General features: G+C 66.8%; 15 protein-coding genes. 4 read left to right on the top strand and 11 right to left on the bottom strand.

The features are described from left to right. Positions 1 to 21: 21 nt before the first annotated feature. From ACS5NL_RS15945 to ACS5NL_RS15915, 7 genes are all read right to left on the bottom strand, one after another. Positions 22 to 900, bottom strand: a complete 879-nt coding sequence (locus ACS5NL_RS15945; protein WP_439354903.1) for a restriction endonuclease — start codon at positions 898 to 900, stop codon at positions 22 to 24. A gap of 51 nt (positions 901 to 951) precedes the next feature. Further along, complete coding sequence (gene crcB, locus ACS5NL_RS15940; RefSeq protein WP_439354902.1) at positions 952 to 1335, bottom strand: fluoride efflux transporter CrcB; 384 nt, start codon at positions 1333 to 1335, stop codon at positions 952 to 954. Between the two features lie 23 nt (positions 1336 to 1358). After that, positions 1359 to 2363: a recombination-associated protein RdgC gene (locus ACS5NL_RS15935; protein ID WP_439354901.1), complete on the bottom strand. Its 1005-nt coding sequence runs from the start codon at positions 2361 to 2363 to the stop codon at positions 1359 to 1361. Between the two features lie 73 nt (positions 2364 to 2436). Next, positions 2437 to 3207 carry a LamB/YcsF family protein gene (locus ACS5NL_RS15930; protein WP_439354900.1) on the bottom strand — a complete coding sequence of 257 codons (771 nt, stop codon included), beginning with the start codon at positions 3205 to 3207 and terminating at the stop codon, positions 2437 to 2439. Beyond that, on the bottom strand, positions 3204 to 4256 hold the full coding sequence (locus tag ACS5NL_RS15925; RefSeq protein WP_439354899.1) for a 5-oxoprolinase subunit C family protein: 1053 nt from the start codon (positions 4254 to 4256) through the stop codon (positions 3204 to 3206). The genes ACS5NL_RS15930 and ACS5NL_RS15925 overlap by 4 nt, the downstream gene beginning before the upstream one ends. Then, the gene (pxpB, locus tag ACS5NL_RS15920; RefSeq protein WP_439354898.1) at positions 4253 to 5011 is read right to left on the bottom strand and encodes a 5-oxoprolinase subunit PxpB; all 759 of its coding nucleotides are present in this window, start codon (positions 5009 to 5011) and stop codon (positions 4253 to 4255) included. Before pxpB ends, ACS5NL_RS15925 begins: the two co-directional genes overlap by 4 nt. Further along, a complete protein-coding gene (locus tag ACS5NL_RS15915; protein WP_439354897.1) occupies positions 5008 to 5559 on the bottom strand; it encodes a winged helix DNA-binding protein in 552 nt (183 codons plus the stop codon). Before ACS5NL_RS15915 ends, pxpB begins: the two co-directional genes overlap by 4 nt. 173 nt (positions 5560 to 5732) lie before the next feature. Between ACS5NL_RS15915 and ACS5NL_RS15910 the strand changes: the two genes are divergently transcribed. From ACS5NL_RS15910 to ACS5NL_RS15900, 3 genes are read left to right on the top strand one after another with little or no spacing between them, the layout of a single operon-like run. Continuing rightward, the gene (locus ACS5NL_RS15910; RefSeq protein WP_439354896.1) at positions 5733 to 6707 is read left to right on the top strand and encodes a TRAP transporter substrate-binding protein; all 975 of its coding nucleotides are present in this window, start codon (positions 5733 to 5735) and stop codon (positions 6705 to 6707) included. A gap of 14 nt (positions 6708 to 6721) precedes the next feature. After that, positions 6722 to 7228 (top strand): TRAP transporter small permease, encoded by a 507-nt coding sequence (locus ACS5NL_RS15905; protein WP_411367184.1) that lies wholly within the window; start codon positions 6722 to 6724, stop codon positions 7226 to 7228. Then, positions 7221 to 8516, top strand: coding sequence for a TRAP transporter large permease (locus ACS5NL_RS15900; protein ID WP_439354895.1), 1296 nt, complete (start codon positions 7221 to 7223; stop codon positions 8514 to 8516). The genes ACS5NL_RS15905 and ACS5NL_RS15900 overlap by 8 nt, the downstream gene beginning before the upstream one ends. Before the next feature lie 9 nt (positions 8517 to 8525). Here the strand turns inward: ACS5NL_RS15900 and ACS5NL_RS15895 are convergent, their stop codons facing one another. After that, on the bottom strand, positions 8526 to 9794 hold the full coding sequence (locus ACS5NL_RS15895) for an NAD(P)/FAD-dependent oxidoreductase (RefSeq protein ID WP_439354894.1): 1269 nt from the start codon (positions 9792 to 9794) through the stop codon (positions 8526 to 8528). A gap of 50 nt (positions 9795 to 9844) precedes the next feature. Here ACS5NL_RS15895 and ACS5NL_RS15890 point away from each other — a divergent pair, with 50 nt between their 5' ends. Next, positions 9845 to 10549, top strand: a complete 705-nt coding sequence (locus ACS5NL_RS15890) for an aspartate/glutamate racemase family protein (protein WP_439354893.1) — start codon at positions 9845 to 9847, stop codon at positions 10547 to 10549. On the opposite strand, the gene lapB is transcribed toward ACS5NL_RS15890, so the two are convergent. The 3 genes from lapB to ACS5NL_RS15875 are packed head-to-tail and all read right to left on the bottom strand — an operon-like array spanning position 10519 to position 12307. After that, positions 10519 to 11664 carry a lipopolysaccharide assembly protein LapB gene (gene lapB, locus ACS5NL_RS15885; protein WP_439354892.1) on the bottom strand — a complete coding sequence of 382 codons (1146 nt, stop codon included), beginning with the start codon at positions 11662 to 11664 and terminating at the stop codon, positions 10519 to 10521. The genes ACS5NL_RS15890 and lapB overlap by 31 nt on opposite strands. Then, a complete protein-coding gene (locus ACS5NL_RS15880) occupies positions 11654 to 11953 on the bottom strand; it encodes a lipopolysaccharide assembly protein LapA domain-containing protein (RefSeq protein ID WP_439354891.1) in 300 nt (99 codons plus the stop codon). The genes lapB and ACS5NL_RS15880 overlap by 11 nt, the downstream gene beginning before the upstream one ends. 33 nt (positions 11954 to 11986) lie before the next feature. Further along, entirely contained in the window at positions 11987 to 12307 is a 321-nt protein-coding gene (locus ACS5NL_RS15875) for an integration host factor subunit beta (protein WP_374407396.1), read from the bottom strand. Positions 12308 to 12371: the final 64 nt, after the last annotated feature.

The following is a 12371-nucleotide window of genomic DNA, read 5'->3' as shown; positions in this document are numbered from 1 at the left end:
GTTCGGCTCAGAAGTATCGGCTCAGGCTTTGAACTCGTTGAAGAACGAGTGCGCAACCTCAAAGGTCTTTACCGGTTTGAGACCGAGCTCCAGTGATTCCAGCATGTCAATGAGTTTCTCTCCATCGATCAGTTCGATAGGAGGTGCTCCGTCCCGCGTGGCCTCTCTCTTGGCTTCTGCAGTGAATGTGCCTGTCGTGATGATGATTCCCTTGTCGGCACGTCCAGACATTGCACCTCGGAAGTCACGCACTTGCGAGGGGGCAACCGACTTTGCGTACCGCTTGCACTGGAACAGCACCTTGAACGAAACCAATGGATTTACCTGAAGAATGCCGAAGCCGTCGATACCGCCGTCGCCACTCTGACCAGTGACCGCGACCTGTGTGAACCCCGCTTCACGTAAAAGGCGCTGTGACAGGCGCTCGAAACCTGCTGGAGGCAGGCTGAGCAATACGTCGAGTACTTCCTCTCGGTAGTCTTTTGACACCGCTCCTGTCCCCTCCGCAACTTGTTCCGCAACGGGCTCGTTCTGTTCCTTTTGCTTTCGCTGTTCCTGGAAAATCTTGACCCACTTCAGAAACAGGTTCCGGGACTGCTCTTGCGTGAGCGAAGACTTGAAGCCTTTTTCTGTAAGGCTCCAGACACCATGTTTGGATGAATCGATCAAACCTTCGCGAACGAGATAAAACCTTGCCCAAGCCACTTGGTTTCGGAACCGTGAGCCGCCCGATGGCAGCGTCTCATTGAGAACATCATCGGACACCTTCAAGTCCTGTGCGACTTGGTCCACCGCCTCGTCGGCTTTGGCAGATCCGCCAAGACTTCTGAGTGCATCCAGAAGCGGTCCGAAGTACCGAACAAACTGGGCGCCTTCATCTTTTTTTTCTTTCGTTGCCATTGATCATCCTCCTGATGTTGTTGTGTTTGAGCTTGCAGGGATCGCACCCGTTTAGGACGTTCCCCACCAGAAGTTCGCCATCTTCATGCCCAGGACCGTCAGCGCGAGCGAGCCCAGCACATGCAGGCCGGCCGTGCCCAGTGCCAGTGCGTAACGCGCGTGCTGCAGCATGGACACCACCTCGGCCGAGAAGGTCGAGAAGGTGGTCAGGCCACCGAGGAAGCCGGTGACGATGGCCAGGCGCCAGGCCGGGTCCAGCTGCGTCTGGCTCTGGAAGAACACCACGGCCACGCCCACCAGCCAGGCCCCGGCCCAGTTGGCCGCCAGCGTGCCCCAGGGCAGCACGGCGTGCCCCTGGTTGAGCCACAGGCTCAGCTGCCAGCGCGAGAGCGCGCCGACGCTGGCGCCCAGGCTGATGGCGATGACTTGCAGCATGGCTCAGGGGCGCGTTGAAGCGTTCAGAACGGCGGGTCGTCGTCGCCGACGGCGGTGACGGCTTCCTGCTTGGGCTTCGCGGGTGCGGTGGCCGGCGCATCCGATGTGCCGGGCAGTGCGGCACCCGGCTCGATCTCGCCGCCCAGCGCGGCGATCACCGCAGGGATCAGCTTGCTCAGCTCGCCCGTGGCCAGCGCGACATCGGTGTCGAAGCCGCTCTCGTCGTCGTTGGCACGGTCGTCGAACACGCCCTCGAGGAAGGCCAGCTTCTTGAGCTGCATGGACTCGGTGAGCGTGAAGCCGATGCGGCCTTCCCAGCTCAGCGCCAGCCGCGTGGGCAGCTTGCCTTCGGTGAGGTGCTTGCGCACCTCGTCGGTCAGCAGGTGGTGGCGCGTGAACTTGATGGACGACTTCTCTTCGTCGGCCGACTTGAGTTCGCACTCGCGTTCGACGTTGAAGCCCTCGGGCCAGTCGTTCTCGGGCTCAGTGGTCGCCAGCCACTGCGTCATCACGGTCTGCGGCGTCATGGCGGTCTGCAGCAGCGTGAGGGCCAGGCCGTCGAACACGCGCACCAGCTCGGTCACGACCTCGTCGTTCTTGCCCTGGCTGCCGGCGTCGGTGACCAGCAGACCGTTTTTCAGATCGAACCAGACCCAGACGCTGCCACGGCGCGGAAAGGCCTGCGGCAGCAGCGACTGCAGCGCGTCTTCGCGCAACTCCTTGGTTTCCTTCTTGCCGGGCTTGCGGCCGGTGGTGGCCTCGATGTGGTCGGCCGCTTCCTGGGCCTTTTCCTTCACCACGCTGCCCGGCACGGCCTTGGTCTCGATCACCAGCTTGAGGATGCGCTGGCCGGCCACGGATTCGACCAGCGGGCCATGTTCCTCGCCCCGCGGCTCGGCCCAGCCGACCGATTTGTCCTGCGAGGCGCTGCAGGGCACGAAACGCACCGCGTCCAGCGCGGCTTCCATCGACTCCAGCGTCGCGTCCCAGCCGGGCGCGATGCGGTAGATCGTCACATTCTTGAACACGGATTTCCTTCGAACGGGTGGTCACGCGGTATCGCGCACCTCGGGTTCGATGATACCCAGCCGGCCTCTCGCATCAGGGCAGGTCGGGCAGCGGCACGAGCCGGTAGCCGGCGCCCTGCAGTGCGATCTGGATCCGCCGCGCCGTCGCCACGGCGGCGGGGCCGTCGCCGTGCACGCAGATGCTGTCGATGGGGGTGTGCAGCAGCCGTCCGTCGGTGGAGACCACGCCGCCGGCTTCGAGCATGCGCAGCACCTGGTCCACGCAATCCTGCGCTTCGTGCAGCACCGAGCCCGGCACCGAACGTGGCGTGAGCTGGCCGTCGCCCTGGTAGGTCCGGTCGGCGAACACCTCGCGGCGCACCCGCAGGCCCGCCACCTCGCCCGCCCGCTCCAGCGCGGAGTGCGCCGGGGCCAGCAGGATCAGTTCGCGGTCCAGCGCCCGAACGGCACGGGCCACCGTGGCGGCCATCGCCTCGTCGGCGCAGGCCATGTTGTTGAGCGCGCCATGCGGCTTGACGTGCGTGACCCGGCCACCTTCGGCGGCGGCCATGGCCTGCAGCGCGCCGACCTGGTAGAGGATGGTGGCTTCCAGCTCCCGGGGCGACATCTGCATCGCGCGCCGGCCAAAGCCGGGCAGGTCGGGGAACGACGGGTGCGCACCCAGGCTCACGCCGTTGGCCAGCGCCAGGCGCACGGTCTCGCGCATCACGACCGGGTCGCCGGCGTGGAAGCCACAGGCGATGTTGGCGCTGCCGATCAGCGGCAGCAGGCTTTCGTCGTTGCCCATGTGCCAGGCGCCGAAGCTTTCGCCGAGGTCGGCGTTGAGGTTGACGGTGAGGGTCATGGGGTGTTTTCTTCGGGGTGAGTGGCCAGCATGCCGGATATCAGGTTCTCACGATACAGCGCAGCTTCGTCAATGTGGCCGGGAGGGAGAAAGGCCTCGATGCCGGTCAGCCAGGCTTGCCAGCGTTCTCGCTGCCCGCGCAGCGCGGCAAGTGCCTGCTCGTGCGTGACTGCTTCGAAACGCACGCCTGTGCCCGGCCGCAGGTGGGCCAGGCGCGGCAGGTCTGCCGTGATCACGGTCGCGATCTTGGGGTAGCCCCCCACGGTCTGTCCGTCGGCCAGCAGCACGATGGGCTGGCCGTTGGCGGGCACCTGGATGGCGCCGGGTGTCACCCCGTCGGAGACGATGTCGGCCGCGTCGGGGCGGATGTGGGTGAGCGCCTCTCCCTGCAGCCGCAGGCCCATGCGGTCCTGGGCGGGGGTGGACGCCCACTCCTGGCCGAAGAAGCGGGCCAAGGCTTCGGCCGTGAAATGGTCGTCCTGCGGCCCCTGGATCACGCGGATCGGACCGCCGTCGTGTTCCCAGGAGGAGCGGCTGCGCCATTCGCGTGGGTTGGCGTCGAGCCATTCGCCGCAGGGCAGGCGGTCGCCGGGCTGGAAGGCCCGGCCCAGCAAGCCAGTCAGGCCGGCGCGCCAGTAACTGGAGCGACTGCCAAACGCGGGCGCGAGATCGATGCCGCCCGAGACCGCGAGGTAGGCGCAGCCGCTGTCGGCGGCGCCGAGTTGCAGCAGATCACCCTCGCGCAGGGTTGCGCTCTGCCAGGCGGGCAGCGAGGCGCGGCCACCGCCCTCGCGCACGCACACCGCGCCGATGCGCCCGGCCAGAGCCACCCGCACCGGCCCTGCCAGCACACGCAGCACCGTACCGACGCCACGCAACTCCAGCACCGCGGCATCCAGTGGGTTGCCCAGCAGCGCATTGGCGGCGCGGGCCAGCGGTGCGTCCAGCCAGCCCGAGACTGGCAGGCCATGCTGGCGGTGGCCGGGCCGCCCGCCGTCCTGTACCGTGCAGCCGATGCCCGGTTGCAGGATGTCGAGCACACCGTTCATGCTGCTGAGGCCTTCAGAAAGGTCGCGCGCGGCAGGCCCCGCGCAATGTCGGCCGCGAGCCGGTCGTGGGTGGCCCGGTCCACCTCGACCCAGGCCACCTCGTCGCCCGCCGCCAGCATGGCTGGCTGTCCGGCCTGGTTCGGGTCGAACAGCACGACCGGCGTGCGTCCCAGCAGGTTCCAGCCGCCCGGGCTTTCCCAGGGGTAGACCGAACACATGTCCAGCGCGATCGCCACCGATTGCGCCGGCACCTTCTGGCGCGGGGAGGGCAGGCGCGGCGTGTTCAGCGCGGGCGGCAGGCCACCCATGTAGGGAAACCCTGGCTGGAAGCCGAGCATGTAGACGCGAAACGTGGCGCCGAGCAATTGCCCGATCAGCTGCGCACGCGACAACTGCCTGAGCTCGCACACGCGCGCCAGGTCGGGGGCGAAGTCTGCGTCGAAGCACACCGGCAGGCGCCACCGGTGGCCCGTGGTGGCCACCCGGGTATCTTGACGGGCCAGGTCGAGCAGCGCCCGGCCCAGCGCACCGGCGTCGGTCGTCCATGGGTCGAAATGCACCGTGAGGGAGCGGAACGTCGGCACCACGTCGGCGATGCAGGACAACCGCTGGTCGGTCTCGCGAGCCTGTGCAAGGCTCGCGGCCAGACCCATGACGCGCGCATTGGTGACCGCGTCGACCCCCTGGCCGAACTCCACGGTCCAGGCGCTGTCGCCCAGCGGCAGCAGACGGGGGGCGCAAGCGATGCTGTTCACAACGACGCCGCAGACCGGGCCGCCTGGTCGTACATGCCCGAGAGCACGCGCAGCAGCCGGGCCAGCTCGCCGATGTCCTTGTTCAGGCCGTCGTCGGCGTGCAGCGCCTGGATCAGGCATTGCTCGCGGATCTCGCGGTAGCGCTGCACCATGGCGCCGCCGGTCTCGGTGGCCGCGTAGGTGACCTCCTTGCCCGACTTGCTGGACACCACCATGCCCAAGCTCACCAGCTTCTTGAGCGAGTAGTTGACCAGGTGGGTGTCCTCGATGTTCATGATGAAGCAGATGTCGGACAGCCGCTTGTCGCGAGCACGGTGGGTGACGTGGTGCAGCACCAGCACGTCCAGCGGCATCAGGTCTTTCAGGCCGGCGGCCGACATGCAATGCACCACCCAGCGGTGGAAGGCGTTGCTGGCCACGATCAGGCCGAACTCGAACTCGCTCATCTCCGCGCTCTGGGGCGAGACCAGGTGCGCCGACGACACGATGTGCGCGCCCTGGCTGGTGGTGGGGACTGGCGTGGTGCTTGCTTTGGGGGATCTGGCCATGGTTGGACTCCGTCGTCGGCGGTCGAGTTTATGGATTTGACGACGATTTGCCAACGATTTGTTGACGATTAGGGAAAACACTGGTCACAATGAATCGCCCTGGCTTCTACAGTCCACGCACCCGTTTCCCGCAGTTCGTCTGCGTTCTGTTCAACCTTGCACCCGGAGCTCTCATGAAACGTCGCGCTTTTCAACTCTCCATGGCCGCTGCCGCCGTCGCGTTCTCGACCTCGGCGTTTGCGCAGGCCAAATGGGACCTGGCCACCGCCTACCCGGCCACCAACTTCCACACGGTGAACATCAGCCAGTTCGCCGCCGACGTGGACAAGGCCAGCGGGGGCAAGCTCAAGATCACGGTGCACGCCAACGCCTCGCTGTTCAAGGCGCCCGAGATCAAGCGCGCCGTGCAGGGCGGTCAGGCGCAGGCCGGCGAGATCCTGCTGGTGAACTACCAGAACGAGTGGCAGGTCTTCGGCGCCGACGGCCTGCCGTTCGTGGCCGACAGCTACGAGGAAGCCGCCAAGCTGTGGAAGGTGCAGCGCCCGGTGCTGGAGAAGAAGCTGGCCGAGCAGGGCATGATGGTCCTGTACGCGGTGCCGTGGCCGCCGCAGGGCGTCTACAGCAAGAAGCCGCTGAACAGCGCGGCCGATCTCAAGGGCATCAAGTGGCGCGCCTACAGTCCGGCCACCGCCCGCATCGCCGAACTGGTGGGTGCGCAGCCGGTGACGGTGCAGGCCGCCGAGGTCAGCCAGGCCTTTGCCACCGGCGTGACCGAAAGCATGATGTCCAGCGGCTCCACCGGTGCCGACGCCAAGCTGTATGAGCACGTGAAGTACTGGTACGACACCCAGGCCTGGTTGCCCAAGAACGCGCTGCTGGTCAACAAGAAGGCCTTTGACGCGCTGGACAAGCCCACGCAAGACGCGGTGATGAAGGCGGCCGCCGAGGCCGAGACGCGCGGCTGGGCGGAGAGCAAGAAAGCCAACACCGAAAGCCTGGACAAGCTCAAGGCCGGCGGCATGCAGATCCTGCCTGCACCGGCGGCGCTCAAGGCCGACATGAAGAAAGTCGGTGACACCATGCTCAAGGAATGGCTGGAGAAGGCCGGACCGGAGGGCCAGGCCCTGGTCGACGCGTTCCGCAAGTGAGCGGCAGCAGCACCATGCGGCGCACGCTGAATGCCCTGTACGACGGCTGCGCCTGGCTCGCGGCGGTGTTCATGATCGGCGTGCTGGTCATGGTGCTGCTGTCGGTACTGGGCCGGCAGTTCCATTTCCACGTGCCGGGCACCGACGCCTATGCGGGTTACACCATGGCGGCGGCCGGCTTCCTGGCGTTGGCGCACACGCTCAAGCGCAACGAGCACATCCGCGTGACGCTGGTGCTGGGCAAGCTCACCGGCGGCGCGCGCCACGGGCTGGAGTTGTGGTCGCTGAGTGCGGCGGTGCTGCTGTCCGGGCTGTTCGCCTGGTTTGCGCTGCGGCTGGTGCTGCAGTCGCACGAGTTCAACGACATCTCGACCGGCAACGACGCCACTCCGCTGTGGATTCCACAGTTGGCGATGGCGCTCGGGACGCTGGTGCTGTTCATCGCGTTTGTGGATGAGTGGGTGCTGGAGCTGCGTGGGCAGCGCCAGCACATCGGCGGATCGGAGACGCGCCATGAATGACATGCTCGTCACGGGCCTGCTGATCGTTTCGCTGTTCCTGCTGCTGGGCAGCGGGGTCTGGATCGGCCTCACGCTGGCCGGCGTGGCCTGGATCGGGATGGAGCTGTTTTCTTCGCGCAGCGCAGGGGATGCGATGGCGGTCACGATCTGGGGCTCCGCCAGCAGCTGGACGCTGACGGCGCTGCCGCTGTTCGTCTGGATGGGCGAGATCCTGTTCCGCACCAAGCTGTCCGAGAACATGTTCAAGGGTCTGGCGCCCTGGGTCAATGCATTGCCGGGCCGGTTGCTGCACACCAACATCCTGGGCAGCACCATCTTTGCCGCGGTGTCGGGCTCGTCGGCCGCCACCTGCGCGACGATTGGCAAGATGACCATCCCCGAGCTGACCGAGCGGGGCTACCCGCCCGAACGCGTGATCGGCTCTCTGGGCGGCGCCAGCACGCTGGGCCTGCTGATCCCGCCCTCGATCGTGATGATCGTCTACGGCGTGGCGGCCGAGGTGTCGATCGCTAAGCTGTTCGTCGCGGGCGTGATCCCGGGGCTGATGCTGGCCGGCCTGTTCAGCGGCTATCTGATGGTCTGGTCGCTGATGAACCCAGACAAGATTCCGAAGGCCGACGCGGGCATGAGCTTTGGCGAGAAGATGCGGGCGTCCAGCGAGCTGATTCCGGTGATCCTGTTGATTGGCGGCGTGATCGGGTCGATCTATGTTGGCGTGGCCACGGCGACCGAAGCCGCTGCCATCGGCGTGGTCGGCTCGCTGATGCTGTCGGCGTACCAGCGATCGCTCTCGTGGCAGAACTTCAGGGACGCGCTGCTGGGGGCGACACGGCTGTACTGCATGATGGCCCTGATCCTGGCGGGCGCCGCTTTCCTCACGCTGTCGATGGGCTACATCGGTCTGCCGCGTCACCTGGCCGAATGGGTGGGTTCGCTCGGACTCTCGCCGGGCCTGCTGCTGATTGCGCTGGCACTGTTCTACATCGTGCTCGGCTGCTTCCTCGACGGCATCTCGATGATCGTGCTGACCATGGGCGTGATCGTGCCAACGGTGCAGGCCGCCGGCATCGACCTGATCTGGTTCGGCATCTTCATCGTGATCGTGGTCGAGATGGCACAGATCACGCCACCGGTCGGCTTCAACCTGTTTGTGCTGCAAGGCATGACGCGGCGCGAGATCAACTGGATCGCGCGGGTCTGTCTGCCGTACTTCCTGCTGATGGTGCTGGCCGTCTGCCTGCTGTTCTGGTTCCCTCAGATCGTGATGTGGCTGCCGGGGAACATGTGACGTGCTGGTTCAGCCGCACAGGAAACGCTGCGGTCTGAACGGGTGCGGGTCGACGGCGGTCGGCTCGCCCAGCATCAGTTGCGCCAGCAGCTCACCGGTTCCCGGACCGGTGGAAAAGCCGATGTGCTGGTGGCCCACGGCCAGCCAGAGGCCGTCGCGACCAGGGCAGGCGCCGATCATCGGTCGGCAGTCGGGCAGGGTGGGGCGGCTGCCCAGCCAGTCTGCCTCTTCCGTGCGTTCACCCAGGGGCATTGCTTCGCGCGCCGCGCGCTCGGCCGCTTCCAGCTGCTCCCGATGGGGCGGCGCGTGCTGCGCGTTGAGTTCGACGCCCGTGGTCAACCGCAGGCCCTGGGCCATCGGCGCCATCACATAGCCACCCGCCGTGTCGTACACCGGCCGGTTCAGGCTCGCGCCATTGGCTGGGCGGAAGTGCCGGTGCTGGCCTCGTTCAAAGCCCATCGGCAGACGAAGATCCAGCTGCTCGCGCAGGAAATCGCGCGACCACGGGCCCAGCGCGATCACCAGATGCTCGGCAGCCAGTGCCATGCCGCTGGCGGTGTGGACGGTCCAGCCTGGGGCGTCGCGGGTCAGCCGTTGTGCCTTGTCGATCCGCAGGGTGCCGCCCAGCGTCTGCAGCCAGGCCGCATAACCGCGCACCACCTCGGCCGGACTGTCCACCGAACTGGCGTCCTGCACCCACAGTGCGCGGCGAAAGACGGGTTTGAGATGGGGCTCCAGCGCATGCAGCGCGTCGGCGTCGAGCGAGCGGGTCCGCACACCGAACCGTGCCAGCGTTTCGCGACCAGCCGCCGCGGCCTCGAACGTTGCCTCGCTGCGGTAGAGGAACAGCCAGCCATCGTCTCGGCGCCGGTGCGCCACGCCCGCTTCGGTCATCCAGCGATGGTGGACGTCGCCCGAGTGGCGGATCAGCGCGTCCAGGGCGGTGGTGGTTTCCAGAAAGACCGAAGACCGGGCATGGCCCAAAAACGACAGGCCCCAGCGCCACTGGTCCAGCATCCAACGCGGGGAGTACCGAAAGCCCGGATTCTTCCCGCGCAGCAGGCCCGGCAGCTGCGTCCACAGGCCGGGGTGATTGAACGGCAGCAGTGAACTGCGTGCGAGCACGCCAGCATTGCCGTGCGAGGTGGCTGCGCCAGGCCCCAACGGGTCGACCACGCTGACTGCCATCCCACGCTGCTGCAACGACAGCGCGCAGGCAATGCCCACCATGCCCGCGCCCAGCACCACCACCTTCTGACCTGGTCTTGCCTGCGTCATGCTTCAATCGCCTTCATGCGGATTCTTCCATCGACCCACAGCTTATCGCCATGACCAGTGTGCACACCGGAGCCGCAGGCTTTCTGGGCGTGATGGTGCTGGACACACGCTTTCCGCGGCCGCCGGGTGACATTGGCAGTCCGCAGACCTATGCCCGCGCCGGCATTCCTGCGCGATTGCTCACTGTGCCTGGCGCATCGGCGCGGCGCGTGGTGCAGCAGCAGGATCCAGCGCTGCTCGGGCCGTTCATCGATGCAGCGCGCACGCTGGAGAGGCAGGGGGCCTGTCTGGTCACCACCAGTTGCGGTTTTCTGGCCGCCTGGCAGACGGAGCTGCAGGCTGCGGTGTCTGTGCCGGTTATCACGTCCAGTCTGTTGCAGTGCGCCAACCTCCCCGGACCGGGCATCGTGACTTTTGATGCCGCCTCGATGCATGAGAGCTTGTTGCTGCGTGCCGGAGTGCCGGGCGGCACGCCCCTCGAAGGCCTCGCGCCAGGCTGCGAGCTGCAGTCGCGCATCCTCGCCGACGACACCGTGCTCGACCTTGCCCGCGCAGAACAGGATGTGGTGGCCGCCGCCGTGCGCCTGGTGTCGCGCCATCCGCAAGTGCAGAACGTGGTGCTGGAGTGCACCAACATGCCGCCCTACCGCGAGGCGGTGACACAGGCCACTGGCCGGCCGGTGCACGACATGGAAACCTTGATGCTGGCGGCCTGGCGCCGCGTTCAGAGTTCTTCGACGCGGCGGGCCGGGTAGCTGTCCCAGCTCTGGCAGCCCGGGCAGTGCCAGAAATGCTGCCGTGCCTCGAAGCCGCAGGCCGCGCAGCGGTAGCGCTTGAGCGGATTGCTGGCCTGTTCCAGCGCAGCCTGCACGCGCTTTTGCGCGACCGGGTCCGAGAAGGTTTCTCCGCTCAGCCACTGTGCGGCAATCACGAGCGAGGGTTCGCGCTCAAGGTGCTGGAGGTAGCGCGCGCGCGCAGCCTGGGGGTTGCCGCTGAGACCGGCCAGGGCTTCGGTGATGTCCAGCGACGGCGCGTGGGCCTGTGCTTCGTTGAGCAGCTCCACCGCCTCGGCCTGGCGACCGGTGGTCACCGACAGGTCGGCGATCGGGCGCGCCGCCAGTGGCAGGCCCTGCGGGGCCTGGCGGGCCAGCATCTTCAGGCTGTCGAACGCGCCCTGGGCATCCCCCTGCTGGGACCGCAGGGCCGACAGCGCCATCCAGCCGCGCGCCTGTTGCGGCGCACGCTCCACGGCCTTCTTGAGCAGGCGCAGCGCTTCGGCGCCGTCGCCCTTGCTCTGGGCCAGCTCGGCCTCTTCGCAAAGATAGTGCGCCAGCCGCGGGGCAAAGCTGCCCTGGTGGGTGTCTTCCAGCCGCTGCGCCAGTCCTTGCGCCTGTGGCCAGTCGCGCGAACGTTCGGCGATCGCCAGCAGGGCCATCAGGGCCTCGGCCTCGTAGGCGGAACCTTCGAGCTTGTGCAGCGCCGATTCGGCGCGGTCGAGTAGCCCGGCCTTGAGAAAGTCCATCGCCAGCGCATGCTGCGCGCGGTCGCGGTCCTTGCGGTCGAGGTCGGCGCGTGCCAGCAGGTGCTCATGCACGCGCACGGCGCGGTCGTAGTCGCCACGGCGGCGGAACAGGTTGCCCAGCGCAAAGTGCAGTTCGGCGGTGTCTGGGTCGCCTTGCACCGCTTCGATGAAGGCGTCGATGGCCTGGTCCTGCTGCTCGTTGAGCAGGTGGTTCAGGCCACGGAAATAGGCCTTGGGTGTCTGGCGGCTTTCCATGCGCCACTGGCGCAGGTCCAGCCGCGAGGCGACCCAGCCCAGCGCAAAGGCCAGCGGCAGGCCCCAGAGGAGCCAGGTCAGGTCAAGATCCATGCGTCAATGTCTGCGGTGGGGTGGCCACGGCGTCGGGCACCTGGGGTGGCAGCACCGGGGGAGCAGGGGAAAAGCGGGTTTTGCGGCGGGCGCGCAGCCACAGCGGCAGCATCACCACGACGCCCAGCACCACACCGAGCAGCAGGGCGCACAGCAGGATCAGCACCAGCGGCGCCTGCCAGCTGGCACCGAAGAACAGGTGCAGCGTCACGGCGTCCTGGTTGTTCAGCGCGAAGGCGAACAACACAAAAAAAATGGCTGCGTTGAGCAGCCACGTCAGGTACTTCAAATCATCCCCTCTGTGGTGGGACGATTGTAGCGATCAGTCCGGTTTTTTCGGCTCGCGTCCGAGGATCTCGGCCGTCTTGGCATCGACCTGCTCGCGCAGGGCTTTGCCCGGCTTGAAATGCGGCACGCGCTTTTCCGGAATCATCACGCTCTCGCCCGAACGCGGGTTGCGCCCGATGCGGGGGGAGCGGCGGTTGACGGAAAAGCTGCCGAAACCGCGGATCTCGATCCGGTGGCCTTTCACCAGGGCGTCGCCCATCGCATCAAGGATGGCCTTGACGGCAAACTCGGCATCGCGGTGGGTGAGCTGGCTGAAACGGCTGGCCAGGGCTTCGACAAGGTCGCTGCGGGTCATGACTGAAATCGGGCGAGGAATGGTCCGTTACAGCGTCTGGCGCCGCCAATGCCCGAAGGCATCG

The sequence above is a fragment of the Hydrogenophaga sedimenti genome (assembly GCF_051857515.1).
Classification (GTDB): Bacteria; Pseudomonadota; Gammaproteobacteria; order Burkholderiales; family Burkholderiaceae_C; genus Hydrogenophaga.
The sequence above is the reverse complement of the archived record's forward strand: the minus strand, read 5'-3'. Positions and strand labels throughout refer to the sequence as shown.